The sequence below is a fragment of the Hydrogenophaga sp. genome, from assembly GCF_031426985.1.
GTDB lineage: Bacteria > Pseudomonadota > Gammaproteobacteria > Burkholderiales > Burkholderiaceae_C > Hydrogenophaga.
In genome coordinates, this window is the sequence record NZ_JASJOY010000009.1 from 1 (window position 1) to 25,119 (window position 25,119).

26 protein-coding genes are annotated in these 25,119 nt (G+C 66.0%); 13 read left to right on the forward strand and 13 right to left on the reverse strand.

Features of this window, described 5'->3' with window-relative positions:
• The 4 genes from RMP09_RS01145 to RMP09_RS01160 form a co-directional block, all read right to left on the reverse strand.
• A partial coding sequence (locus tag RMP09_RS01145) for a dihydrodipicolinate synthase family protein (RefSeq protein ID WP_310564251.1) occupies positions 1 to 156 on the reverse strand: 156 nt, incomplete at its 3' end.
• Positions 157 to 237: 81 nt separating this feature from the next.
• Positions 238 to 789, reverse strand: coding sequence for a class I SAM-dependent methyltransferase (locus RMP09_RS01150; protein WP_310564172.1), 552 nt, complete (start codon positions 787 to 789; stop codon positions 238 to 240).
• Positions 790 to 915: 126 nt separating this feature from the next.
• Complete coding sequence (locus RMP09_RS01155) at positions 916 to 1,044, reverse strand: hypothetical protein (protein ID WP_310564173.1); 129 nt, start codon at positions 1,042 to 1,044, stop codon at positions 916 to 918.
• Entirely contained in the window at positions 1,044 to 2,273 is a 1,230-nt protein-coding gene (locus RMP09_RS01160; protein WP_310564174.1) for an MFS transporter, read from the reverse strand. Before RMP09_RS01160 ends, RMP09_RS01155 begins: the two co-directional genes overlap by 1 nt.
• A 155-nt stretch (positions 2,274 to 2,428) precedes the next feature.
• On the opposite strand from RMP09_RS01160, the gene RMP09_RS01165 reads away from it, so the two are divergent.
• The 4 genes from RMP09_RS01165 (at position 2,429) to RMP09_RS01180 (ending at position 7,431) form a co-directional block, all read left to right on the forward strand.
• On the forward strand, positions 2,429 to 4,396 hold the full coding sequence (locus RMP09_RS01165) for a DNA topoisomerase IV subunit B (RefSeq protein ID WP_310564175.1): 1,968 nt from the start codon (positions 2,429 to 2,431) through the stop codon (positions 4,394 to 4,396).
• A 167-nt stretch (positions 4,397 to 4,563) separates the two neighbouring features.
• The gene (locus RMP09_RS01170) at positions 4,564 to 5,571 is read left to right on the forward strand and encodes a PEP-CTERM sorting domain-containing protein (RefSeq protein WP_310564176.1); all 1,008 of its coding nucleotides are present in this window, start codon (positions 4,564 to 4,566) and stop codon (positions 5,569 to 5,571) included.
• Between the two features lie 99 nt (positions 5,572 to 5,670).
• A complete protein-coding gene (locus tag RMP09_RS01175) occupies positions 5,671 to 6,990 on the forward strand; it encodes a tetratricopeptide repeat protein (RefSeq protein WP_310564177.1) in 1,320 nt (439 codons plus the stop codon).
• A gap of 291 nt (positions 6,991 to 7,281) precedes the next feature.
• Positions 7,282 to 7,431, forward strand: a complete 150-nt coding sequence (locus RMP09_RS01180) for a hypothetical protein (protein ID WP_310564178.1) — start codon at positions 7,282 to 7,284, stop codon at positions 7,429 to 7,431.
• A gap of 32 nt (positions 7,432 to 7,463) precedes the next feature.
• Here RMP09_RS01180 and RMP09_RS01185 read toward each other — a convergent pair whose 3' ends face one another.
• The gene (locus tag RMP09_RS01185; RefSeq protein WP_310564179.1) at positions 7,464 to 8,393 is read right to left on the reverse strand and encodes a LysR family transcriptional regulator; all 930 of its coding nucleotides are present in this window, start codon (positions 8,391 to 8,393) and stop codon (positions 7,464 to 7,466) included.
• A 189-nt stretch (positions 8,394 to 8,582) separates the two neighbouring features.
• Here RMP09_RS01185 and RMP09_RS01190 point away from each other — a divergent pair, with 189 nt between their 5' ends.
• From RMP09_RS01190 to RMP09_RS01230, 9 genes are all read left to right on the forward strand, one after another.
• Entirely contained in the window at positions 8,583 to 9,572 is a 990-nt protein-coding gene (locus RMP09_RS01190; protein ID WP_310564180.1) for a tripartite tricarboxylate transporter substrate binding protein, read from the forward strand.
• A complete protein-coding gene (locus RMP09_RS01195; RefSeq protein ID WP_310564181.1) occupies positions 9,572 to 10,750 on the forward strand; it encodes a CoA transferase in 1,179 nt (392 codons plus the stop codon). Before RMP09_RS01190 ends, RMP09_RS01195 begins: the two co-directional genes overlap by 1 nt.
• Complete coding sequence (locus tag RMP09_RS01200) at positions 10,751 to 11,953, forward strand: serine hydrolase (protein WP_310564182.1); 1,203 nt, start codon at positions 10,751 to 10,753, stop codon at positions 11,951 to 11,953.
• 63 nt (positions 11,954 to 12,016) lie between these two features.
• Entirely contained in the window at positions 12,017 to 14,374 is a 2,358-nt protein-coding gene (parC, locus tag RMP09_RS01205) for a DNA topoisomerase IV subunit A (RefSeq protein ID WP_310564183.1), read from the forward strand.
• On the forward strand, positions 14,371 to 14,562 hold the full coding sequence (locus RMP09_RS01210; protein ID WP_310564184.1) for a hypothetical protein: 192 nt from the start codon (positions 14,371 to 14,373) through the stop codon (positions 14,560 to 14,562). Before parC ends, RMP09_RS01210 begins: the two co-directional genes overlap by 4 nt.
• A 70-nt stretch (positions 14,563 to 14,632) precedes the next feature.
• Complete coding sequence (locus RMP09_RS01215; protein ID WP_310564185.1) at positions 14,633 to 15,763, forward strand: MBL fold metallo-hydrolase; 1,131 nt, start codon at positions 14,633 to 14,635, stop codon at positions 15,761 to 15,763.
• 7 nt (positions 15,764 to 15,770) lie between these two features.
• Positions 15,771 to 17,060 carry an amino acid deaminase gene (locus RMP09_RS01220; protein ID WP_310564186.1) on the forward strand — a complete coding sequence of 430 codons (1,290 nt, stop codon included), beginning with the start codon at positions 15,771 to 15,773 and terminating at the stop codon, positions 17,058 to 17,060.
• Positions 17,061 to 17,273: 213 nt separating this feature from the next.
• Complete coding sequence (locus RMP09_RS01225) at positions 17,274 to 17,816, forward strand: phasin family protein (protein WP_310564187.1); 543 nt, start codon at positions 17,274 to 17,276, stop codon at positions 17,814 to 17,816.
• Between the two features lie 467 nt (positions 17,817 to 18,283).
• Positions 18,284 to 18,775: a DUF1097 domain-containing protein gene (locus tag RMP09_RS01230; RefSeq protein WP_310564188.1), complete on the forward strand. Its 492-nt coding sequence runs from the start codon at positions 18,284 to 18,286 to the stop codon at positions 18,773 to 18,775.
• A 109-nt stretch (positions 18,776 to 18,884) separates the two neighbouring features.
• Here RMP09_RS01230 and RMP09_RS01235 read toward each other — a convergent pair whose 3' ends face one another.
• The 8 genes from RMP09_RS01235 to RMP09_RS01270 all read right to left on the reverse strand — a co-directional run bounded on the left by RMP09_RS01235 (position 18,885) and on the right by RMP09_RS01270 (position 25,119).
• Positions 18,885 to 20,108, reverse strand: coding sequence for a hypothetical protein (locus tag RMP09_RS01235; protein WP_310564189.1), 1,224 nt, complete (start codon positions 20,106 to 20,108; stop codon positions 18,885 to 18,887).
• 162 nt (positions 20,109 to 20,270) lie between these two features.
• Positions 20,271 to 20,534: a Txe/YoeB family addiction module toxin gene (locus RMP09_RS01240; protein ID WP_310564190.1), complete on the reverse strand. Its 264-nt coding sequence runs from the start codon at positions 20,532 to 20,534 to the stop codon at positions 20,271 to 20,273.
• Positions 20,531 to 20,779, reverse strand: a complete 249-nt coding sequence (locus RMP09_RS01245) for a type II toxin-antitoxin system Phd/YefM family antitoxin (RefSeq protein WP_310564191.1) — start codon at positions 20,777 to 20,779, stop codon at positions 20,531 to 20,533. Before RMP09_RS01245 ends, RMP09_RS01240 begins: the two co-directional genes overlap by 4 nt.
• Positions 20,780 to 21,130: 351 nt before the next feature.
• A complete protein-coding gene (locus RMP09_RS01250) occupies positions 21,131 to 21,640 on the reverse strand; it encodes a toll/interleukin-1 receptor domain-containing protein (protein WP_310564192.1) in 510 nt (169 codons plus the stop codon).
• A gap of 8 nt (positions 21,641 to 21,648) precedes the next feature.
• Entirely contained in the window at positions 21,649 to 22,671 is a 1,023-nt protein-coding gene (locus tag RMP09_RS01255) for a hypothetical protein (protein WP_310564193.1), read from the reverse strand.
• 213 nt (positions 22,672 to 22,884) lie between these two features.
• Positions 22,885 to 23,463: a flavin reductase family protein gene (locus tag RMP09_RS01260; protein WP_310564194.1), complete on the reverse strand. Its 579-nt coding sequence runs from the start codon at positions 23,461 to 23,463 to the stop codon at positions 22,885 to 22,887.
• Positions 23,464 to 23,499: 36 nt separating this feature from the next.
• Positions 23,500 to 23,970: a RidA family protein gene (locus tag RMP09_RS01265; RefSeq protein WP_310564195.1), complete on the reverse strand. Its 471-nt coding sequence runs from the start codon at positions 23,968 to 23,970 to the stop codon at positions 23,500 to 23,502.
• A gap of 198 nt (positions 23,971 to 24,168) precedes the next feature.
• Entirely contained in the window at positions 24,169 to 25,119 is a 951-nt protein-coding gene (locus RMP09_RS01270) for a transglutaminase family protein (protein ID WP_310564196.1), read from the reverse strand.

The window sequence follows — 25,119 nt, forward strand, 5'->3', positions numbered from 1 at the left end:
CGTGGGCGATTCGCCGGTGGTGCCGACCACGCCGATGCAGTCGGTGCCTTCGGCGATGTGCCAGTCGATCAGCTTGCGCAGGGTCGGGTAGTCCACGCTGCCGTCGGGGAGGAAGGGCGTGACGAGGGCAACGATGCTGCCGGTGATGGTCTTCATGTGTTCGGACTCGGTTCAGGAGCGCCGCTCGGCGGCGCGATATGCGGGGACGATCCGGCGCGCAGGCGCGAATCGCACATTCTACCCAGCGGCACCCAGCGCAAACCGGGCCGGCAGGGCGTCGTCGGCCGGGCGTTTTCGCACCGCCGCGATGCGCTGCACGAAGCGCTCCGGGGTGTCGAGAAAGCCGTTTTCGTAGGCCACGGTGTGCAGGTCGGCGCAGGCCTGCAGCAGTTCGCCCGGGCGCAACAGAAAGTCGGGCCGCGCGGGCCGGCCCACCGTTTCGTTGCCGGCGGCAAAGGTTTCGTAGATCAGCACGCCACCTTCGGCCACGCTGTCCACCAGGGTGGGCAGCAGCGCCCGCCAGAGGTAGTTGGTGACCACCACGGCGTCAAAGCGCTGGCCCGCAAAGGGCCAGGGACCGTTCTCGATGTCGGCCCGCACCACCAGCGCGCCGCCTGTGGCCTCGGCGGCGATCGGGTCGCGATCCACGCCGACCACGGCGTGGCCGCGCGCGGCGAACCAGCGCAGGTGGCGGCCCTGGCCGCAGGCCACGTCCAGCACCGTGCCGTGCGCGGGCACGAGGGGCGTCCAGCGCTGTACCCAGAGGGAGGCAGTTTCGGTTCGGTGCATGTCAAACAGGCGAGACGGTGGAGGCGTGCATCCAGGGCACCCGTGGAAACGGCTTGGCCGGGCCACTGGGTGCGTCCCCCCTCCGGAACGGGAGGGGGGACGACGCGAAGCGGCGCAGGGGGGTGTTCAAAAACAGCTCCAGAGCTGGTCGGTCAGGTTGACCAGGAAGTCGGGGCGTGTGTACATCGACCAGGCGCCGGCCAGCGCCAGCAGCACCGCTGCCCAGACCAGGCCCTTGACCACCAGCGTCTTCATCACGCCGCCGCGCCCACGCGTTGGGGCCCACGTGCGATGGGCGATTCGCGCACCGGCAGGTTGATCAGCGCCGCGAACACGCCCAGCGCGATCGAGATGTACCAGACGATGTCGTAGCTGCCGGTCTGGTCGTACAGCACGCCGCCCAGCCACACGCCCATGAAGCTGCCGATCTGGTGGCTGAAGAACACGAAGCCGCCCAGCATGGACATGTGGGCCACGCCGAAGATCTGCGCCAGCACCGCGTTGGTGGGCGGCACGGTCGACAGCCACAGCACGCCCATGACGGCGGCGAACACATAGACGCTGGCCGGCGACAGCGGCACGGCCAGGAAGATGCCGATGGCGATCGCGCGGGCCAGGTAGATGAAGGCCAGGATGTGGCGCTTGGCCAGCCGCTGGCCCAGCGTGCCGGCGGCGTAGGTGCCGAACACGTTGAACAGGCCGATCAGCGCCAGCGCGGTGCTCGCCACCTGGGGCGAGAGGCCGTTGTCCTTGAGGTAGCTGGGCATGTGCACACCGATGAACACCACCTGGAAGCCGCAGACGAAGTAGCCGGCCATCAGCAGCTGGAAGCTGCGGTAGCCGAAGGCCTCGCGCAGCGCCTGCAGGATGGTCTGTTCGCGCCGGGGCGCCGCGCCACCCACAAAACCCGGTTCGCGCAAAAACAGGGCCAGCGGCATGATCAGCAGCACCGCGGCGCCGAGGAACAGCAAGGCTTCCTGCCAGCCAAAAGAGCTGATCAGCCAGCCTTCGACCGGCACCATGAGGAACTGGCCGAACGAGCCCGCCGCCGCGGCCACGCCCATGGCCCAGGAGCGTTTTTCGGCCGGAATCTGCCGCCCGATCACGCCGTAGACCACGGCGTAGGTGGTGCCGGCCTGGGCGGCGCCGATCAGCACGCCCGCCGTCAGCGCGAACAGGCCCGGCGTGGGTGAGAGCGCCATGCCCGTCAGACCCAGCGCATACAGCAGGGCGCCCACCAGCAGCACGCGGAAGGCGCCAAAGCGGTCGGCCGCCATGCCGGCGAAGATGCCGAACAGGCCCCAGGACAGGTTCTGGATGGCCAGCGCAAAGGCGAAGTTCTCGCGCGTCCAGCCCATTTGCTGCGTGATGGGCTGCAGCCAGAGGCCGAAGCCGTGGCGCACGCCCATGGACAGGGTCACGATGGCGGCGCCGCAGGCGAGCACCTGCAGGGCCGAGAGGCGGGGGGGCTGGGCAGAAGACATCGGTCGACTGTAGCCAATCCGGCCCGCCGGTGCAGGCGCGGGGGCGACCCGTGGCGATGAATTCGGCGCCCGCCACTGATGCGGCGCGCGCATCAGCTGGTCGGCATCTGTTCATTCATACAGTCTTTGTGCACTGCACCCTACAATCCGCCGCCATGGCTACCCAAACAAACGACTATTCCGAAGGTTCGATCCGCGTCCTCAAGGGGCTGGAGCCGGTCAAGCAGCGGCCGGGCATGTACACCCGCACCGACAACCCGCTGCACATCATCCAGGAAGTGCTGGACAACGCCGCCGACGAGGCGCTGGCGGGGTTCGGCAAAAAAATCAAGGTCACGCTGCACACCGACGGATCGGTGAGCGTGGAAGACGACGGCCGTGGCATCCCCTTCGGCCTGCACCCCGAAGAGAAGGCGCCGGTGGTCGAGCTGGTGTTCACCCGCCTGCACGCCGGCGGCAAGTTCGACAAGGGCAAGGGCGGTGCCTACAGCTTCTCGGGCGGCCTGCACGGCGTGGGCGTGAGCGTGACCAACGCGCTGTCGACCCGGCTGGAAGTGACCTGCTTCCGCGACGGCCAGGTGGCCCGACTGGCCTTCGGCGCCGGTGACGTGATCGAGCAACTGGTGATCGCGCCCAAGGGCGAAGGCGACCGCAAGCAGGGCACCACAGTGCGGGCCTGGCCCGACGCCAAATACTTCGATTCGGCCGTGCTGCCGCTGGGCGAGCTGACGCACCTGCTGCGCAGCAAGGCGGTGCTGATGCCGGGTGTGCAGGTCACGCTGCTCAATGAAAAAACCAAGGACACCCAGGTCTGGCAATACAAGGGCGGGCTGCGCGACTACCTGGCGCAGACGCTGAGCGGCGACCCGGTGATCCCGCTGTTCGAGGGCGAGGGTTACGCCGACGCCAAGGACGACAGCTTTGCCGACGGCGAGGGCGCAGGCTGGGCCGTGGCCTTCACCGAAGACGGCGCGCCGGTGCGCGAGAGCTACGTCAACCTGATCCCCACCAGCGCCGGCGGCACGCACGACAGCGGGCTGCGCGACGGTCTGTTCCAGGCGGTCAAGGCGTTCATCGAGATGCACGCGCTGCTGCCCAAGGGCGTGAAGCTGCTGCCCGAAGACGTGTTCGCCCGCGCCAGCTATGTGCTCAGCGCCAAGGTGCTGGACCCGCAGTTCCAGGGCCAGGTGAAAGAGCGGCTGAACTCGCGCGACGCGGTGCGCCTGGTCGGCGGCTTCGTGCGCCCGGCGCTGGAACTCTGGCTCAACCAGCACGTGGACTACGGCAAGAAGCTGGCCGAACTCGCCATCAAGGCCGCGCAGAGCCGCCAGAAGGCGGGCCAGAAGGTCGAGAAACGCAAGGGTTCGGGCGTGGCCGTGCTGCCCGGCAAGTTGACCGATTGCGAGAGCCGCGACATCGCGCACAATGAGGTCTTCCTGGTCGAGGGCGACTCGGCCGGCGGCAGCGCCAAGATGGGCCGCGACAAGGAGAGCCAGGCCGTGCTGCCGCTGCGCGGCAAGGTGCTCAACACCTGGGAGGTGGAGCGCGACCGCCTGTTCGCCAACACCGAAATCCACGACATCTCGGTCGCCATCGGCGTCGACCCGCACGGCCCGCTGGACACGCCGGACCTGTCCGGCCTGCGCTACGGCAAGGTCTGCATCCTGTCGGACGCCGACGTGGACGGCTCGCACATCCAGGTGCTGTTGCTCACGCTGTTCTTCCGCCACTTCCCCAAGCTGATCGAAGCCGGCCATGTGTACGTGGCACGGCCGCCGCTGTTCCGCGTGGACGTGCCGGCACGCGGCAAGAAGCCCGCGAGCAAGCAGTACGCGCTGGACGACGGCGAGCTGCACGCGATCCTGGATAAGGCCGAAAAAGACGGCGTGGCGCGCGAGAAGTGCCAGATCAGCCGCTTCAAAGGCCTGGGCGAGATGAACGCCGAGCAGCTGTGGGACACCACGCTCAACCCCGACACGCGCCGCCTCATGCCGGTGATGCTGGGCGGTCTGGACTTTGCCGGCACCGAAGCGCTGATCACCAAGCTCATGGGCAAGGGCGAAGCCGCCGCGCGCCGCGAGCTGATGGAGCTGCACGGCGACTCGGTGGAAGTGGATGTGTGACCCATTTCACGGATGCAGGGCTGTCGGATTTCTTGGCATGTATGTGGTTTTTGTCACGCGAGGAAGAGCAACTCTATTGATTTGAAAGCATTTTTTTACTTGGCATGTTTGGTGCTTTGAATCGTTTCGAATTGTTTCGGGTTTACAAACATTCGAGGAGAAGCGTCATGTCATTCAAGAAAAATCTGCTGGCCGGCCTGGTCGTTTTGGGCGCAATGGGCCTTCACGTGCAGGCCCACGCGGCTGCCACCATCATCAATACGAGCGGCACCGTCGCCTTGGGCGTCAACGATCTCGGAAACCTCAACACTTCTGTGGGAAGTGTTGCCGTAAACAGTTCCCTGACCGGGTTGGCCTACAAGTTTCCCGATGGCTCGTTTCGTGATGCCACCTCGCCGGGGTGTTTTTGCGAGGGGTGGGGTGTTTCGGTGAACGGTTCGGTGAGCGGTTACGCCAATGTGACTACCGGTTCCGGCGGGTTGACTCTTTCGAGTTTCTCCTCGACGGGCAACAGCGCCACCTCCATCGTGACGCTGACGTCATTGCCGGGCCTCCAGATCACGCAGGCTTATTCCGAGGCCAACAATGCGCCTGGCGCGCTCTTCAAGGATGTGGTCACCATCACCAACAACACGGGTGCAACGGTGAACGATCTGAAGTTTGTCCGTGTGATGGACTGGGACGTTCCGCTGACCGAGTTTTCGGAGTACGTGACGATCAAGGGTGTCGGGTCGACCACCCTTCTGGAGCGTTCGCACGACAATGGCTTCAATACGGCGGATCCTTTGGGTGGTGATGCTGCGATCAATGGTGCTACTGTCGATGTTGATTTCACGGATGTGGGGCCTGTTGACCACGGTGCCTATTTCCGTTTCAACTTCGGCACGCTGGCGGACGGTGAGAGCTACACCTTCACCACCTTCTACGGTGCAACGGGCAACGAGGCGTCGGCTTTGGCCGCCATTGGCGCCGAAGGCATTGAGTTGTATTCGCTGGGGCAGTCCAACGGGGGTGAGGTTACCGGCGAGCCTGCGACCTTCATCTTTGGTTTCTCTGGCGTTGGGGGCACGCCGGTGGAGCCGGATCCCAATGATGTGCCGGAGCCCGCTTCCTTGGCTCTGCTCGGTGTTGCCCTGGCGGGCTTGGCGGTGTCTCGTCGCCGTCGGGTGGTCTGACCAGGCCTCACGGTTTCCCGGTGTCCTGGACGCCGGGGCCTTTAGACTGATGACTCCTTGCGCCTTGGCGCAGGGAGTTTTTTTTTGGAGAACGTTTCCATGTGCCGTTTCCGCTGGTCGCGTCAGGGCTGGGCTGGGTTGGTTTTGACGCTGTGCATGTCCCCGTCGTTTGCCTTGCCTCGCGTGATCGATCCCTTTCCACGGTCGGCGGACGCTGACACGGTGGTGCCGAAGCAGAAAGCCGGCGCCATCAATGCCTACAACCGGGGTCTCAAGACGTTGTCGTCGGGCGACCTCGGCGCTGCCGAGGCAGCCTTCCGTGAAGTTCTGAGCGTGTATCCGCGCCAGTCCGCGGCCATGCTGGGTCTCGCGGAAGTGGCCTTCAAGCGCCAGCAAGTCGATGCGGCGGGTGACTGGATCGGCAAGGCGCTGGAAGCGGACCCGCAGGATCCGCATGCGTACGCATCCAGTGGGCGTTTCTGGGCGCTCAAGGGGCAGGTGGCCAAGGCCCAAGGTGCTTTCAGGCGGGCGGCGGATCTCGATCCGCAAGCGTTCCGACCGCGCATGGATCTGGCCGATCTGTTGCTGTCGACCGGCAACCCCCAGGACGCGCTCAAGTACTACCTGGAGGCGGTTTCGCTTCAACCAGCGCATGCAGGCGCTCGCTACGGTCTGGGCATGGCTCATCTGCAACTGGGCAGGTTGTCAGAGGCAAAGTCCGAACTGGAGCGCTGCACGCAGATAGAGCCCCGAAACCCGCTGGGTTGGCTGGGATTGGCCCGCGTTCTCGGTGCGCAGGGTTCTCATGATCAGGCGTTGGCGACAGTGGACAAGGCATTGGCCTTGCAGCCAGGGCTGGTGGACGCCTTGGTGGTCAAGGCGGACCTGCTCGTCGCGACCAAGCGAAAGAGCCAGGCCCTGGTTGTGCTGGAGCAGGCCGTGGCGTTGGCCCCCAAGCGAACGGCACTGCTCTTGCAGCTTGCCATGTTGCAGCACAGTGAAGGGGTGCTCGATAAGGCCGAGACCACCTACCGAAAAATCATCGAGCTGGCCCCCAGCCATCCGGTGGCTTACAACAACCTCGCCGATCTGCTCGGCGTGCGCAGTGATCGACAGGCCGAGGCGCTGCGGCTGGCCCAGCGCGCGGTGGATCTGTCGCCCAAGGACGCCAATTTTCTGGATACCAAGGGGTGGGTCCAAAGGTCTACCGGAGATCTGAGGGGTGCACAGAAGACCCTTGAGGCGGCCCATGCCATGAGCCAAGACGATGGGGGCATCCTTTACCACTTGGCGGTGGTGAACGTCGACTTGGGGTTCAAGCAGCAGGCGCGCATGTTGCTGGAAAAAGCGCTGTCGGCCAAGAAGCCGCTCCCGAACCCTGAACTCGCAAGGAAGTTGCTGCTCGATCTCAAATCTTGAGCAGCGCCAGCGGGGGGGCGAGGTGGCCGTTACCGTGGCTCTCTCGCCGCCTTTTTCGGGCCAGGGCCTGACAAGGACCTCAACGCGACGCTCGGGTCTTGCTTGTGATCCGATCCGACGGCCACAGTGTGTTCTTCTGGATCAACACTGGCCTCATCGGCGCCTGTGCCGAGATCCGCAATCGTCTGGGGCCGTTCGATCTGGTGATGCTGGCGATCGATGTCGTCCATCCCGCCTGGGGCGACCTCCACATCGGGCCCGACAACGGTCTGGCGCCGTGCTCAAGGCCAGGTGCCAGATTACCCAGAAACCATCGCCTACGTGCGCAAGGTCACCGACCTGCACCAGCGCCTCAAGCCGGTACGCGCGGTCGACCAGGCCCGCGCCAGGGTGATGCCCGCGGCCGCGCCACCGCCAGCGCCCATTCCCGGACGCGGCTGAGGGAGCGGGCGCCTTCGCGGCCGCTGCCGCCGCTACAGCGACTGGGTGTAGTCCTGAAACCGGCGCGCGATCAGCTCGACCGCCGGCAGCACCGGCACTTCGGCCAGCGTGGCGAAGACCATGGTCGTGGCCGGAAAATCCACTTCCATGGGCAGGATGCGCACCGCCGATGAGCGCTGCTGGCAGGCGGACGCCGGTACCGCGGCCAGCAGCCGGCTGTCCGCGACCAGGGACAGGCCGATGTGAAAGGAACTGGTTTCGATAAAGGGCTCGGGCGGGGTCAGGCCGGCTTGCAGGAATTGGCGCTCCAGTGCCCGGCGGGTTGAACTGGTCGGGGGCAGCAGGACCCAGTCGGCATCGCGGGCCCGTGCCAGCGGCACCTTCTTGAGGCTGGCCAGTGGGTGGTCTCGGGCGGCCACGATCACCAGATGCTCGTCCCACAGTGGTCTCACCGCCAGCCTGGCGATGTCGCGCAGGACCGAGGCGTCTTCCAGAAACCCGACCACCGCGTCCACCCGGCCTTCGCTCAGGTCCCGCAGCAGGCTCTCGACAGTGCCCAGCTCGATCTGAAGCCTGGGCAGGCTGCGGTCGGCGTGCATCGCGCCCACCACAGGGCCCAGGGCGTGAATGCCGACCAGGGGAATGATCCCCAGGCGCACCAGGGGCAGCTCCTTGCGGGCATCGATCGATGCGTGCGCCCTGTCGAGTGCATGCAGGGCGATGCGCAGGCGCTCCAGCACATGCGTGCCAGCAGTGGTCAGCGCGCCACCCTTGGCCGAGCGTTCGATCAGCCTGCAGCCAAAGGCGTGTTCGAGTTCCTGCAGCATCTTGGTGGCACCGGGCTGGCTCATGCCAATGGCTGCTGCGGCGCCGCTCAGGGAGCCGCTGCGCGCCACGCCATCGAGCAGCCGAAGGTGGCGCAGGCGCAAGCGGTCCACGCGGCTGACGAAGACCTCATCCAAGCGCTGTCTGTCGGTGGGGGGCGATTCGAGGGTGGAGGTTTTTGACATATGAATTTGTGATGGATTCATATCAATTCAATAGTTGATCAGTATAGGTGTCGGGCATACGATGCGTTGCATCCTTCGGTCTTGAGGCTGTGGTCCTCCGCCCCAAGACCTCCCTTCAGGACCCACCCAGGAAGCGCCACCATGAACGACCGTCTCATCGTCAACCGCCGCGACATGATCGGCCTCATCGGCGCCGCGGGCATGGGGTCGGTCCTGCCGGCGCAGGCCCAGTCGGACTTTCCCAACCGTCCCTTGCGCCTCGTGATCGGCCTGCCGGCCGGCGGCGCCGCCGACGTGGTGATGCGGGCGCTCGCGGTGGAGATGGAGCGCACGCTCAAGCAGCCGATCGTGATCGAAAACAAGCCCGGTGCCCTGTTCCAGCTGGCGGTGAACGACGTCGCCTCGGCCCCGGCCGACGGCTATACCCTGCTCCATGTCTTTTCCAGTTTTGCGACCGTGCAGGCGGTGCAGAAGCGCTTCGATCTCACCAAGCAGTTCCAGCCCCTGACCGTCCTGGGAGAGACGCCCAGCGTGCTGCTGGTCAATGCCAATTCCCCCTTCAAGACCATGAAAGATCTGGTGGACTACGGGCGTGCAAACCCCGACAAGCTGACCTACGGTACCTTGGGCGTCGGCTCGCTGGAGCACCTCAAGAGCGCCAAGCTGGCCGAAGAGGCCGGCTTCAAGGCACGGGCGATTCCCTACAAGGGCGGGCCGGCCATGGTCAATGCCGTGCTGTCGGGCGAGATCGACTACACCGGGGTCAACATCTTCACCGCCAAGCCGTTTGTCGATTCCGGCCGGATGCGGGCGCTGGCCGCGCTGGACAAGGAGCGGCTCAAGGCCCTGCCGGATGTGCCATCGGTCGTGGAGGTCGGGGTCGGCGTCACCACCACCACCCACATCTGGAGTGGCTTCATGGTGCGCGCCGGGACGCCGGCGCCGATCGTGCAGCGGCTGTACACCGAGACGGTGGCCGCCATGAACACCCCCGCCATGGTGAGCAAGCTCGCACCGCTGGGCATTCAGAACACCACCAGCAAGTCGCCCGCGGAGTTCGGCAAGTTCATCGATTCCGAGGTCGAATGGATGGCGGCCATGAGCAAGAAGCTCGACCTGGACGGCAAGTGATGAGCGCCCGCCAGGACCGGGCGCTGCTGCCGCCCACCACCGCCGCCCTGCACGGCATCGTCGTGCTGGACTTTTCGCACGTCATTGCCGGGCCGTTCGCGACCTACTACCTGGCCGCCCTGGGGGCCCGGGTGATCAAGGTCGAAAACCCCCACCGGGGGGATTCGATGCGCGGCAAGCCGCAGGCGTTCGAGTCGCTCAACCACGGCAAGGAAGTGGTGCAGATCGATCTGGGCACGGAAGAAGGCCGGGCGCGGGCCTGGGCCCTGTTCGAAGCGGCCGACGTGTTCGTGGACAACATGCGCCCCGGCGTGCTGGAGGGCTTCGGCTTCGGCGAAGCGGCGCTGCGGAAAGAGAAGCCCGGTCTCATCCACTGTTCGATCAGTGGCTACGGGCGGCGTGGCGAATGGGCGCATCGCCCGACCTTCGACCACGTGGTCCAGGCCGCCTCGGGCATGACCCTGCTGGCGGGCACGGGCGACGACGGCCCGATCAAGGTCGGGTTTCCGGTGGTCGACAGCGCCTCGGGCATCCTGGCGGCGCTGGCCATCGTCGCCGCGATCCGCCGCCGCGACCTGACCGGCGAGGGCGAGTCCGTGGACGTGTCGATGCTGGGCGCGGCCCTGCAGCTGATGTACCCGATGACGGTGGACGCCATGGCCACAGGCAAGGCGCCGCCGCGGGTCGGCAACGTGGGCTACTCCGGCAGTCCGGGGGCCGAGACCTTCCAGTGCCGTGACGGGCTGCTGGCGCTGGGCGCCAACACGCCACAGCAGATGGTGGCGCTGGCCCGGGTGCTCGGCATCCAGGACCAGGTCGAACCCCTGCTCGCGGGACAGGACAAGGGTTTCGTGTCCGGGCAGAACGGCGTCCAGCTGCGTGCCCTGCTGGTCGAAGCGCTGGCGTCTGCGTCCGCGCCCGAGCTGGAGCAGTCGCTCAATGCGGCCAAAGTTCCGGCGGCCTGGGTCCGTGACCTCGGTCAGGCCGTTCGTGCGGTCGACGAGAACCACCTGCTCGAACCCTGGACCTTGGCCGGTGAGACCACGGTCCGGGTGCCAGGGCTGGGTTTTCAGGCCGACACCCTGTTCGCCGGACGCAGCGCGCCCTATGGCCCGACGGCCGCGCAGGACGCCGCTTCCGCCGCGGCCGCGCTGGCGCCACAACGCAGGAGTGCATGAATGGCTTCGCTGATTGCCCCCAGCCAGGACGGTCTGATGGTCGGCTTCCCGCCGCCGCCGGACAAGCGCATCACCACCGCCAACAGCCACCTGCCCGCGCACCTGGGCTGGCTGGTGCAGAACCCGGGGCGCCTGTTCCCCATCGCGCCGGTTTCGCGTGGCGAAGGGCCTGTCACGCCCCTGCCAGCGGGCGAGTCGGCGGCGTTGGACGCGCTGACGGTGGACGACGGCCAAGGCGCGCGTCTGCCGATGACGGAGATCTGGCAGCGCACCGGCGTGGACGCGATGCTGGTCCTGCACAAGGGCAAGATCGTCTTCGAGCGCTATTTCGGCGACATGACCTCTACCCGCCAGCACGCCTTTTACTCGTGCACCAAGAGCGTGGTGGGCCTGCTGGTCGAGGCCCTGATCCACGAGGGCGCCGTGGACCCCGGCTTGGCTGCTGCGCACTATGTGCCCGAGCTGCAGGATTCGCCGGCCGGCAGTGCAACGGTGCGGCAGTTGCTCGACATGCAGGCGCACTTCATGTTCTCGGACCGGCCCAAGGTCGACGGACAGGTGCAGGTCGACTACCTCATGGGACTGGGGTTCATGCCCCGCCCCCCGGGCTATGCCGGTCCGAACGGGGCCTACGAGCTGCTGATCGGTGCGCGCCCCATGGGCCCGCACGGTGGTGCGTTCCGCTACGACAACGGCAGCACCGACACGCTGGGCTGGATCCTGCGGCGCGTGCGCCAATCCAGCCTGGACGCGCTGGTCGGCCAGGCCATCTGGTCCCGGCTCGGCTGCGAACAGAACGCCGGCTTCACCCTCGATGCCGCCGGCACCGAATGGGCGGGCGGCGGCCTGAGCGCCTGTCTGCGCGACTTCGCCCGGCTGGGCGAGATGCTGCGCGGCCAGGGCCATTTCAACGGCCAGCAGATCCTGCCGCAGGCCATCTTCGAGGCCATCCAGGCGGGCGGCGACCGTGAAGCCTTTGCCGACGGCGCCGGGGTGCCGACCGGAGGCTCCTACCGCAGCCAGTTCTGGATCACCCACGACCGGCACGACTCCTATGCGGCCCGGGGCCAGTTCGGTCAACGCCTCTGGGTGGCGCCCAAGGCCGACCTGGTGATCGCCCAGTTCGCCGCCGATCCGAACCTGGCGGCCCTGGAGCCGCTGCGGCTGCGCGGGTTCCAGGCCATTGCCGACCTGTACCGATAACCGCGGCCCGGCCGCCGGCGTCCGGCGGCCGCTTGCGGTCCGGCGTCCGGTATAAACGCCCGCATGCCCAACGACCTGCTTTTTCCCCCCGGCGACCTGCCCCCCGAACCTGCGACCGAACCCGGCGACGACAGCCTGGCCGCCTACGCGCAACGCGCTTACCTCGAATACGCCCTGTCCGTCGTCAAGGGCCGGGCCCTGCCCGACGTGTGCGACGGCCAGAAGCCGGTGCAGCGCCGCATCCTCTATGCCATGGACCGCATGGGTCTGGGCTTTTCCGGCAACACCGCCGCCAAGCCGGTCAAGAGCGCCCGCGTGGTCGGCGACGTGCTGGGCAAGTACCACCCGCACGGCGACAGCGCGGCCTACGACGCGCTGGTGCGCATGGCGCAGGATTTCAGCCAGCGCTACCCGCTGATCGACGGCCAGGGCAACTTCGGCAGCCGCGACGGCGACGGCGCGGCGGCGATGCGTTACACCGAGGCGCGGCTGGCCAAGATCACCGGCCTGCTGCTCGACGAGATCGACCAGGGCACGGTGGACTTCATCCCGACCTACGACGGCTCGTTCGAAGAACCCAAGCAACTGCCGGCCCGCCTGCCGTTCAACCTGCTCAACGGTGCCAGCGGCATCGCCGTCGGTCTGGCGACCGAGATCCCGAGCCACAACCTGCGCGAAGTGGCCGACGCCTGCGTGGCCCTGATCAGGAACCCGAAGCTGGCCGACGAGGAGCTGCTGACCCTCCTGCCCGGCCCGGACTACCCCGGTGGCGGCCAGATCATCAGCGCCGCCAGCGACATCGCCGACGCCTACCGCACCGGCCGCGGCAGCCTCAAGGTGCGCGCGCGCTGGAAGATCGAAGACCTGGCGCGCGGCCAGTGGCAGCTGGTGGTGAACGAACTGCCGCCGGGTGTGAGCAGCCAGCGCGTGCTCGAAGAGATCGAGGAGATCACCAACCCCAAGGTCAAGGCCGGCAAGAAGGCGCTGAGCCAGGACCAGACCCAGCTCAAGGCCAGCATGCTGATGGTGCTGGACACCGTGCGCGACGAGTCCAGCAAGGACGCGCCGGTGCGCCTGGTGTTCGAGCCCAAGAGCAGCCGCATCGAGCAGGCCGAACTGATCACTGCGCTGCTGGCCCACACCAGCCTGGAAAGCTCGGCGCCGATCAACCTGACCATGATCGGGCTCGATGGCCGGCCGACGCAGAAGAGCCTGCGCCAGATGCTCGAAGAGTGGGTGGCGTTCCGCCAGACCACCATCACCCGCCGCAGCCAGTACAAGTTGCAGAAGGTGCTGGATCGCATCCACATCCTCGAAGGCCGGCAGCTGGTGCTGCTGAACATCGACGAGGTGATCCGCATCATCCGCCACAGCGACGAGCCCAAGCCCGCGCTGATCGAAGCCTTCAAGCTGAGCGACCGCCAGGCCGAGGACATTCTTGAGATTCGCCTGCGCCAGCTGGCCCGGCTCGAAGCGATCAAGATCGAGCAGGAGCTGAAAGAGCTGCGCGAAGAGCAGGGCAAGCTCGAAGACATCCTGGCCAACCCGGCCAGCTTGAAGCGCCTGATGGTCAAGGAGATCGAGGCCGACGCCAAGACCTTCGCCGACCCGCGCCGCACGCTGATCCAGGCCGAGAAGAAGGCCGTGGCCGAAATCAAGGTGGTGGACGAGCCGGTCACCGTGGTCATCTCCAGCAAGGGCTGGGTGCGTGCCCGCACCGGCCACGGCCACGAAGCCGCCAGCTTCGCTTTCAAGGCCGGCGACGGCCTGTACGGCACCTTCGAATGCCGCACCGTCGACACCATGATCGTGTTCGGCAGCAACGGCCGCGTCTACAGCGTGCCGGTCGCCAGCCTGCCCGGCGCGCGCGGCGACGGCCAGCCGATCACGACGCTGATCGAACTGGAAAGCGGCACGCAGCCGCTGCACTATTTCGCCGGCCCCGCCAATGCCACGCTGCTGCTCAGCGGCACCGGTGGTTACGGTTTCCTGGCCACGGTCGAGAACCTGGTTTCGCGCCAGAAGGCCGGCAAGGCCTTCATCAGTGTGGGCGAGGGCGAGACCATCTGTGCGCCCTCGCACGCGATCCATACCTCCGGCGGCCAGCCGCTGCTGCCCGCCACCCACGTGGCCTGTGCGTCCACGGGCGGGCGCATCCTGACCTTCGAGATCGGCGAACTCAAGCTGATGGAGAAGGGCGGTCGCGGCCTGATGCTGATCGACCTGGAAGACAAAGACCAGCTCGCCGGCGCGGCGGCCTACACCCGCAGCATCCGCATCGACGGCATCGGCCGCGGCGGCAAGGAACGCGACGAGACGCTGGAGATCCGCAGCCTCAACAACGCCAAGGCCGCGCGCGGCCGCAAAGGCAAGGCGGCCGACCTGGGCTTCAAACCGGCCCGCGTCACGCGGGTGGAATGATGAGCGCAGACGGCACCGGTCTGTTTCTGATGCTGGCGAGCTTCGCGCTCACCTTCTTTGTCGCGCGCGGCCTGGGCAAGCGCCTCAAGGCCAAACGCGAGGCCGAGCGCGCGAAACAGGCCGAGCGCGATCTGGCCAAACAGAGCCGGCAGGTGCGCCGCGCGGCGACACGCCAGCACAAGTCCTGAGCGGCCAAGCCCCCATGGCGCCCGGGCCGGCGCGCGGCCGCCAGAATGGCGGCTTCTGGAAAGGAATGCCATGAAATCGATGGGCAAACGGGCCGAAGGCCCGCGGCTGGAGCGCATGCAGGCCTCGGCCCAGTGGCGCGGCCAGGGCTTTCACAACGTCTACCCGGTGGCGCCGGGCCTGCGCGACCCGAACGCCGCGTTCCCCAGCCTGAAAGACTTTCTCTGCGGTGGCGAACGGCGCGTGCCCACGTCGCCGCTGCCCGCGACCGATCCGCGCGAAGGCTGGCGCCGGGCGCCGCAGAGCGGCCTGCGCGCCACCTGGCTGGGCCATTCGACGGTGCTGATCGAGATCGGCGGCAAACGCCTGCTGACCGACCCGGTCTGGGGCCCGCGCGCCTCGCCGTCCACCCTGGTCGGCCCCAAGCGCTTCCAGCCCGTGCCGCTCAAGGTCAAGGAGCTGCCAGCGGTGGACGTGGCCCTGGTCTCGCACGACCACTACGACCACCTCGACTACCCGACGGTGCGCGAGCTCAACCAGCGCGAGGTGCCCTTCGTCACCTCGCTGGGCGTGGGCGCGCACCTGCAGGCCTGGGGTGTGCCGGCCGAACGCATCACCGAACTCGACTGGTGGGAAACACACCGCCTGCCGGGCAGCGAGGTCACCGTGACCGCCGCGCCCTCGCAGCATTTTTCCGGCCGTGGCCTGAAGGACCGCAACGCCACGCTCTGGTCCTCGCTGGTGATCCGCTCCGACAAACACAGCGTCTTCTTCAGCGGCGACACCGGCCTGACCGACGCCTACACGGAGATCCGCAATCGCCTCGGCCCTTTCGATCTGGTGATGCTGGAGATCGGCGCTTTCCATCCCGCCTGGGGCGACATCCACCTCGGGCCCGACAACGCGATGAAGGCGCACGCGCTGCTGGGCGGCGGCGTGCTGCTGCCGGTGCACTGGGGCACCTTCAGCCTGGCCATGCACGCCTGGGACCAGCCGGCCGAGGTGCTGCACGCGCTGGCCGAAAAGAGCGGCTCGCCGCTGCTCATGCCCACCCTGGGGCAGGCGGTGGAACCGGCCCATGTGGAGCGCACCGACCCCTGGTGGCGGCGCGTGGAAACGCAGGCCCACCCGGCGGCACCAGCGGCCGAACCCGATCACCCACCGAAGCACCTGCCGAAGGCCCTGCAGTGGCCGCTGGACTGAACTGCCCATGACCAACACCACCGTTTTCGGCCCCCATCTCAAAGGTTTTCCCGCTGGTGGCGCGTCGCTCACGCGCGAACAGATCCCGGCCCAGGGCTGGCAGCTGCTGCGCGGCGACCTGGCGCTGCCGCTGGCGGTGCTCAAGCACAGCGCCCTGCAGCACAACCTGCACTGGATGCGCGACTTCTGCGCGCAGCGCGGGCTGCACCTGGCGCCCCACGGCAAGACCAGCATGTCGCCCGAGCTCTGGCAGCTGCAGCTGGACGCCGGGGCATGGGGCATCAGCTTCGCCACGGTGTTTCAGGCGGCGGTCGGGGCGCGCCACGGCGTGCCGGTGCTGCTGATCGCCAACCAGGTGATCCAGCGCGCGGAGCTGGACGCGCTGGCGTTGCTGCACGCCGAGCGCCCGGCGCTGCGCTCGATGTTCCTGGTGGACTCGGTCGGGCAGGTGGATGCCATCGAGGCCTGGGCCGCCGACCGCGGGTTCAACGGCCGCTTCGAGGTGCTGCTGGAACTGGGCCTCGCCGGACAACGCACGGGCACCCGAACGGCGGACGAAGCCCGGCAGACGGCGGCGCGCATCGCCGCCAGCCCGGTGTTGCAACTGACGGGCATCGAGTGCTACGAAGGCACGACCGCCTACTGCGACCATGCGAAAGACCGCGCCACGGTGCAGGGCCTGATGGATCGCGTGGACGCCATCGCCCGCGAAGCCATCGCCCAGGGCTGGTTCGCGCACGAAGAGATCGTCCTCACCGCTGGCGGCTCGGCCATCTTTGATCTGGTGGCAGAACGCCTGTTGCCCGACCTCGGCCGCCCGGTGCGCGGCGTGCTGCGTTCGGGCTGCTACCTCACGCACGACCACCAGCGCTACACGCGCTACCTGTGCTGCGTCGGCGAACGCCTGAACCTGCGCGAAACCCTCAGGCCCGCGCTGGAGGTGCTGGCCTGCGTGCAGAGCCAGCCCGAGCCGGGCCTGGCGCTGCTGAGCATGGGCAAACGCGACGTCGCCTACGACCTGGACCTGCCGCAGCCCGTGTGGCGCTCGCATCCACCGCACATGGGGCAGGGCGGGGCGCCGCAGCCCGTGCCGGCCCACTGGCGCATCGACGCGCTCAACGACCAGCACGCCTACCTGCGCTTCGACGCCGCGGCGCCCCGGGCCGAATGGCCGCAACTGGGCGACACCGTGGCCAGCGGCATCTCGCACCCCTGCACCACCTTCGACAAGTGGCGCTGGCTGCCGGTGGTGGACGACGGCTACCGCGTGGTGGACGCGGTCTCGACCTGGTTCTGATCCCGCTGCCACGGGGCGCGCAGCCTGCGCGGGGCCCGTGTCGGGCAGCCGGTTTTGAGGCGTCACCTCTAAAAATGCTGCAGCGCAGCAAAAACGCTTGCCATCCTCGGGATAACCCGTAGAATCGCGGTCATGCTGCACTGCAACATAAACCGGTCACCCGGGATGTGTTCAAGGGGCGGCTCTCTCAACCCTCCATTCAAGGAAACCGTCATGAGCAACCCCGCTGAACAATTCGCCGCCGTCCAACAAGCCAACCTGGAAGCCTTCGAAGGCGCCATCGGCAAGGCCTTCACCGGCGCTGAAAAGCTGGTCGAACTGAACATCGCCGCCTCCAAGGCCGCCCTGGGCGAGTCCTTCAACCACGCCAAGGCCGTGCTGTCCGTGAAGACCCCGCAGGAATTCATGAACCTGCAGACCGCCTTCTTCCAGCCCATGGCCGAGAAGTCGACCGCTTACTTCCAGCACGTGCAGAGCATCGCCGCCGAAGGCAGCGCCGACTTCACCAAGCAGTTCGAAGCCACCGTGGCCGACGCCCAGAAGGCCTTCGGCGCTTCGATCGAGCAGCTGAGCAAGAACGCCCCCGCCGGCTCCGAAGCCGCTGTGGCCGCCTTCCAGAACGTCGTGACCCAGGGCCAGAAGGCCGTGGAGCAGACCCAGGCTGCGATCAAGAAGGCCACTGCCCAGGCGCAAGCCAACTTCGCCGCCGCTTCCAAGCAGACCACCGACATGGTCAAGAAGGCTTCCAAGGTCTGATCGACCCTGGTTTGAACGGCCTTCGGGCTGTTCGCCCCCACAAAAGAGGCTCCTTCGGGAGCCTCTTTTGCGTGGGTGCTCCAGAACCGGGTCGGCTCAGATCGCCATCCGGATCGGGGTGTGCGGCGTTGGGCAGGCCAAAGGCAAGACCTGCAGACCCGCAATCACCTGGGGCGTGTTGCTGCCGATGTTCCCTCTGCCGCGCTGCCTCCTGGGGCGCACCTGTACCGGCGCGAGGGGCGGGCGCGGGTTGTTCCGTTCGCGCACACCCGCTGTTGCATCGACCATCCGGGGCCGCGGCGCGCGGGGTGGCCGCCCGCCCGCGCCTGCGAACAAAAGCCAATCAAATCAGCGGCCCTCTCAAAATGAGATTTTCTGAACCGGCGTGGCATGGATATTGACTCGTTGCTCGCGTCCCGGCTTTTTTAGGCGGGACGTTTTCACATCCCATCAACGAGGAGACATTCATGAGTTTGTTGTTTGCACTGGCCATTTCCATTGGTCTGCTGGCGGTGGTTGCCACCTGGCTGTTCCTGGGGCCGCTGGCCGCGTTTCAGATGCAGATCTGGCAGGCCTTTGTGGCTTGGGCGAGCTTTTTCCACAACGGGGGCAAGACCGACGGCCTGGTCAAGACGGTGGTCTGCATGTCGTTTGGCGCGGTGGTGGGCATGGTCTCGGTGATGCTGATCGGGCCACTGGGCGCGCTCGGTGGCCTGGCCGCGCCGGTGGCCGTGGGCATCGGTGCCGCGGTCATCGTGCTGGCCGCGCACCTGCCTGTGCTCTCGACCATCCCGTCCAGCGTGTACGGCTTCGCCACCGTGGCGGGCCTGATTCTGCTGGGCAAGGACATGACGCCGACGGCAGCGATCGTGCCCACCATCCTGTCCATCGTGGTGGGTGCAGCGTTTGGCTGGGTGTCTGAACAAGTGGCCGGCAAACTGGCCAAGCCAGCGGCCTGATTCCGGGCCACAACGCAAAAGAGGCTCCCGTGGGGAGCCTCTTTTGTTGATGCTGTCCGCCGCTGATGGTCGGTTGCTGGCGACCGCAGGCGGTTCACCGACCCTGTGCTCAGGCCAGTGCGGCCGGTGCGGTCTCGATGTCGTGTTCAGCGAAGTGGCCGGTGGGTTCGCGCACCGAGGCCAGGGCCTGCCGTTCGGCGTCGTTGAGCACATCCATCGGTCTGGCGTGGGTCGGTGCGTGGGTGACGACACCCATGCCCATGTGTGGCCGGAAGCTGTGCTGCGCTTGCTGCTCGCCCACCACGGTCAGCGGCTCGTTCCCCACCGCGCGCAGGCGCCTGATGGTGTCTGCCACCGGTGCGTCGTGCTTGTCGCTCGAGATCACCACCACGAAGCAGCGCGGATGGTAGAGCCCCACAACGCAGCGAAAACCGGCCGCGCGGCGTATGCGGGCCGCCATCGTCACCAGGATCTGGTGCTCCAGACCCGGCCCGGCCGATTCCGCCAGTTCGTACAGATTGCTCAGCAGCAGGCACACCACCGTGCATTCGCCGTGCAGCTGGGCGGTGCGCCAGAACGCGTGTTCGATCTGGGCCAGCAGCGCCGAACCGGTGGGCAGGCCGGTGGCGGGTTCCAGTTCCCGGTGCAGGCGCGACAGGCGTGCGAGCTGCCGGCTGGCCCGGTTGCGCTGCAGCACCAGCACGGTCGAGATGAGAAAAAAGGTCACCGTCACCATAGCCGTGAGCAGCCAGGTGCCCAGGCCAAAGCCCGACACCTCGAGCCCGCGCAGGTACATGCCGATGACCATGGCGGCCAGGCAGCCCACGGCCAGCACCATCCAGCGCGCGAGCGGGTCCCCGCGCCTGGCCGAGCGGATCACCGCCACCAGCCCCAGCAGCACGGGCACCATGTTCACGACCGCTGCCACCATGAGCAGGGTGCGGAAGTTTTCGGGGGCCACCAGGCTGCCCAGCACCGCCAGGACCAGGGCCGCCACCAGCACCGCAGCGCCGCCCCAGGCCGTGAGCCGGTGCACCTGTGCGTCTTCGCGAGCCCCGCCCAGCCAGTTGCCCAGGTAATACAGGGCCATGGCGCCCGCCAGCGGCCCCAGGCTGGCCTTGAGCACCATCAGCAGGCGCGCCGGCAGAGCGGGGAACAGCACCTCCGGCAGGCCGGACATCACCACGCAGCTGGCACCGGTGACCAGCACAAAGACCAGGTTGCGCACCGAGGCGAGGTTGCGGTGGCCCGGCACGTCGCCCAGCGCCAGCGCCGCGAGGGTCAGCAGGCCGCCGAGCATGGCCGACCAGACGGCAATTTCAGGACTGGACATGCCGCGATTATGGGTGGGTGCCCTGTAGCCGTCCTGCGCAAGGGTTCCCGCTCCCGCCCTCACACCCACCTCGCGCGAGATCACCGCCACCACCGCGCGCTCCGCTGGTGCCTTGAAGTGAAGAGGCTCCTTCGGGGCCTCTTTGTTTGGGTGGGGCTGCCGCTACTCGTAGTGCGACCACATGCGCAGCACCTTCACGGTGTGCTCATCCTCCAGCACCTGGTACACCAGCCGGTGCTGGATGTTGATGCGGCGGGAATACGCGCCGGCCAGGTCGCCCACCAGTTTTTCGTAAGGCGGCGGGTTCTGGAACGGGTTCTCTGTGATCACCGCCAGCAACTCCTGCGCTTTGGTCTTCAAGCCACTGGCGGCGAGCTTTTGAGCGTCCTTCTGCGCGTGCTTCGCAAAGACGACCGACCAGCTCACCAGTCCAGCTCCGTGGCGCAGCCGTCCACCGGCTCGGCCATGCCTTCCTTGATCGACTCGCGCATGCCCGGCACCGACAGCAGGGTCAGCGTCTCCTGAATCGCCTGCCAGTCTTCGGCCGACACCAGCACCGCGTCGTTGCGCTTGCCCACGATGGTCACCGGCTGATGCGACTCCGCCGCCTGGTCCATCAGGCGGTAGAGATTGGCGCGGGCTTCGCTGGCGGTGAGGGTTGTGGTGGGCATGGTGATCTCCAGATGCTGTGGAGCGTACGTTTTTAGGTACGACTGGTCAAGCTGGAAGTTTTGAGGGCAAAAGGCAAGACCTGACCCTCATGCCCCACTGCCCCACGAAGCCAACGACCATCAGCGGCCCCGCCCGATCTTGTTGTATCTCCAAAAGTCCAACCGAATCCAGCCCGCCCGCGTCCACGATGACTTAACGGCCCAATCCCCCATTTTGGGGGGTATACCTACCCCTTGCCACTGGCGTGATCGTCGCTCCTAGGCCGTTCTACGAGGTCGATTTTCGATCACTGCGGAGAATAGGCTCAATAGATGAATGCACTAGCGGCATTGATGACAGACACGTTGTGCCTACAAGTCCAAAAGTGAAAGCTTCGTTTCGATAGCTTGAAAAAGTGAATAGACAAAATCCCTTCTGGGGCTGCCACTCTTGCACTCGCCGTAGGCGCGAGGCTCACTGTAACGCCGCCCCTGATACCTGAAAATCTGTAGCTCCTCCAACCCTTTCAAGTCGTGCAGTTGAAAATCCACTCTTGATAGCATTACTGGAATAGAAGTGGCCCTTCCTTCTCCGACATAACGAGGGAGTTCATTTTCGCCAATGAATCCGGAACTGAGAAATGCTGGACTGACAAGAAGCAGCCCCAAAGTGCATCTATCGCGAGCGTCCAAAATTTGCTTCTGCCATTGATCGCCAACCACAATAGCTGAATCCATCCACTTGACATATTCGTATGTCTTTGAGGGGCGAAGCATATCCATCAACTCATCGACAAAGCTCTCCGCAAGCTGCTGGTTCTTGTGTGCATAGGAAACAAAAAACTCAACACGCTTCCTATTCGAATTGGAACCTTTCGCCACATCAATCCTTATTGACTTGCGGGCTTGTCTTCTGACTTCATTTCAACTTTTGGCTCAGGCCGCCCAAAAGAATCCGGAATTCGAGCGAAGATTTCACCTGTAACTCCCGAGTAGAAGATTATTCCCAAGATATTTCCTGTCAAATACTTGCCTTGAATTGATATGTCATTCGGCTTATCGCGTGTCGGCTCTGAGTAGAAAAAGTCATACACGATATAGGGGTCTGCCAACCGCATGACCACAAGAGCCTTCAACGCGGGCAGTTCCTTGGCAGCACGCGCATTTTCTAAGTTGAACTGCGCTGCGGGCACGGGATTTGAGTAAAACAGATCCCGTTCGAAAGTCAAAAACGGTATCCGATTTACTGCAATACCTAGTCGCGTGGAGCTGGTTTTTTCCACCGTCACCTTTGCGCCATATGCATTGCTGCCCTCATAAGTGCTTTTGGAGTCAATTTTGAAATCCAAATCAAACCGATCCAAGTCTCTGCTCTCGCGCCTATTGGTTTGGTAGTCTGGGGCACCAATCCCATTCATTCGTGACTCCTTAGGGAGTGCAAATAGGCGAACTTCGCTGGTATCCGCATTGAAGTCATATCCCAGCCCGTCCCTATATCGCCCGCCCTTGGGAACCGGAACAACAAATGCAAACGTGTCTTCTACGCTTGAATCACCTAAAAACTTGGCCGTAAGTGCCGCTGCCTTTCTGGCGTTGTAGTCAGCAGTAGACTCAAACTCGCTTTTTTTCGCGCCAGTCATCTTTTCTATTGAGTCAACAACTTTCGCCACCGGGAAACCCACATACCCTGGATCAATGCGACCACTTTCCAACATACTCATCGAAAACTTGATGGCAGGAGGTTTCGGCGGGGCCGGTTTCACCAATGCGACCGGTGCTGACGCCGGTTTCGCGGCCTCTTCTTTTTTCTGCTCCTGCTTCACTGGCGGCTTCTTCTTTGCCGCAGGCTCCGTTTGTGCCAGCGTCGATCCAGCCAGCGAAGCGAGTATCGTCAATACAACCCATTTCATCATTTGCACTCTCCCGTTAGTTTGAGGTTCTTTTCCAAAAGCGCAGACTCCCTGCGACCATCAAGCGACCAAGCAAATCGGTAGCCTATTTTACACCAAGCCCTAGGCAAATCTCATCGCCCTCGTCCATTGAGTTCCTACGTGCCGCCTCATGGCGTGCATCGGCCATTCAACGTTCAATAAGTTGGTAATAAGTTGGGGTCAAATAAGTTGGGGTCAAGTCTTGCCTTTTGCCTCAGGCTGCAATGGGGAACCAATCGCGTAGAAGAATCCACCCGCCACATGGTGCAGGCTTCGCAGTGCATCGGATGCGCTCTCGAAATGCCAGCGCCCGCCGGAAAACACCCGGTCATCGGCACAGGCGCTGACCACCTCGGCCAGGATCAAATCGTGCGGTCCGGCCACATGCGCGGTGGCGGGCAGCACGCGGCACTCCATCCAGACGATGGCGCCCTGCACCAGCGGGCAGCCGGTTTCAGGGCCAGACTCGAACGCCACGCCGCAGCGTTGCAGCTTGTCCGGATGGTCCTTGCCGCTTTCGCCGCCGACGGCGCGGGTCAGGTCGGCCTGGGCGACGCAGGGCACGCAGACGCTGAGCACGCCGCTGGCGTCGATGAGTTCGCGGGTGAGCGTGGCTTTGTCGATGACGACCGCCAGCTTGGGCGGGTCGAAGTCCAGCGGCATGGCCCAGGCCGCGGCCATGACGTTGATGCGGCCGCCGTGCGCGCCGCCCACCAGTACGGTGGGGCCGTGGTTGAGCAGGCGGCTGGCCTTGTCGAGCGGGACGGGTTGCATGGCCATGTCCTCGCTCCTCCCTGAAAGACGGTGGGTTTACGCCAGTTCGGCGATCAGTTCGATTTCGACACAGGCGCCCAGCGGGATCTGCGCGACGCCGAAGGCGCTGCGGGCGTGGGCGCCGGCGTGCGGGCCGAAGACTTCACCCAGCAGTTCACTCGCGCCGTTGGTGACCAGGTGCTGTTCGGTGAACGTGCCGGTGCTGTTGACCAGGCTCATGAGCTTGACGATGCGCTTGACGTCGTCCAGCGTTTTGCCGGCGGCTTTGCAGGCGGCGTCCAGTGTGCCCATGAGGTCGATGGCGATGGCGCGGGCGGCCAGCTTGCCTTCTTCGGTGGCCATGGTCAGGCCGAGCTGGCCGACCCAGGGCTTGCCGTCTTTCTTGGCGATGTGGCCGCTCAAGAAAACGAGGTTGCCGGTCTGCACGAAGGGCACGTAGGCGGCGGCGGGCACGGCGACGGGGGGCAGGGCGATGCCCAGTTGGTTCAGCTTGTCATAGACGCTCATGAGGGGCTCCGGTGAGGGGGTGAAACGGGTGCGGGCCATTCTATCGACGGGGTGCGCGTCGGCCTGCGGCGAACGGGCCTGCATCAGCGGGATTCATGGCGACGATGCGGTGCTGTCCAGGGCACCGCCGGGCCGGCTTTGCCGGACGGCCAGTGCCGCCCCCTGGAAGGGGGTAGCGCGAAGCGCTGCGGGGGTGGGTCAAGCCAGCGAAGCCAGTTCGCCCGGCGGCGCGACGGTGACGGCCACCGAGAGGCGGTGGTTCGCGCCGCCCTGGATGACGCCGCGCATGGGCGAGACGTCGGAGAAATCGCGGCCGGTGGCCAGCTGCACGTAGTCCTCGCCCGGGCTGCCCCAGCCGCAGCGGTCGTTGGTGGGGTCGAAGTGGAACCAGGCGCCGGCGTCGCGGTCGTCGTCTGCCTCAGCGCCTGCGGGCAGCGGTGCATAGACCGACACCCAGGCGTGCGAGGCGTCGGCGCCGATCAGGCGCGGCTTGCCCGGCGGCGGCTGGGTGAGCAGGTAACCGCTCACATAACGCGCGGGCAGGCCCAGGCTGCGCAGGCAGCCAATCATGATGTGGGCGAAGTCCTGGCAGACGCCCTTGCCCTGTTCCAGCGCGGTGAGCGCCGGGGTGTTGACCTCGGTGCTGGCGCTTTCGTATGTCAGCTCGGTGTGGATGCGCGTCATGAGCGCACGGGCGGCTTCGAGCACCGGCAGGCCGGTGGCAAAGGCCGGGCGGGCGAAGGCGGCGAAGGCGTCGTCGCGCGGCACGTGTGGGGAGGCGAAGAGGAATTCGCACGCCGCGTCGTAGGGCGCGCCCTTGCGGTAGTGGACGTGGTTGCGCACCCTCTCCCAGCTCTGGGTCCGCCAGGCGGGGCTGTCGGGCAGGGACGCAGGGGCGCGGGTCTCGACCAGGCTGTCGGCGTCGACGCGCAGGGTGTCGTGGGGCGCCTGCAGCGAGAAGAAGGTGCGCTGGTTGCCGAACACGTCGGTGGTCTGGCTGCGGGCCGCGGGCTCGGGCGTGACGCGCAGCGTGTGCGCGAGCACGCGCTGGCAGGGTGTGTCCACCGGCGAGACGTGCACCATGTGCTGCGCCATGTTCACGCTGCTCTGGTAGCCGTAGGTGGTGGTGTGCAGAACCCTGAGCAACAT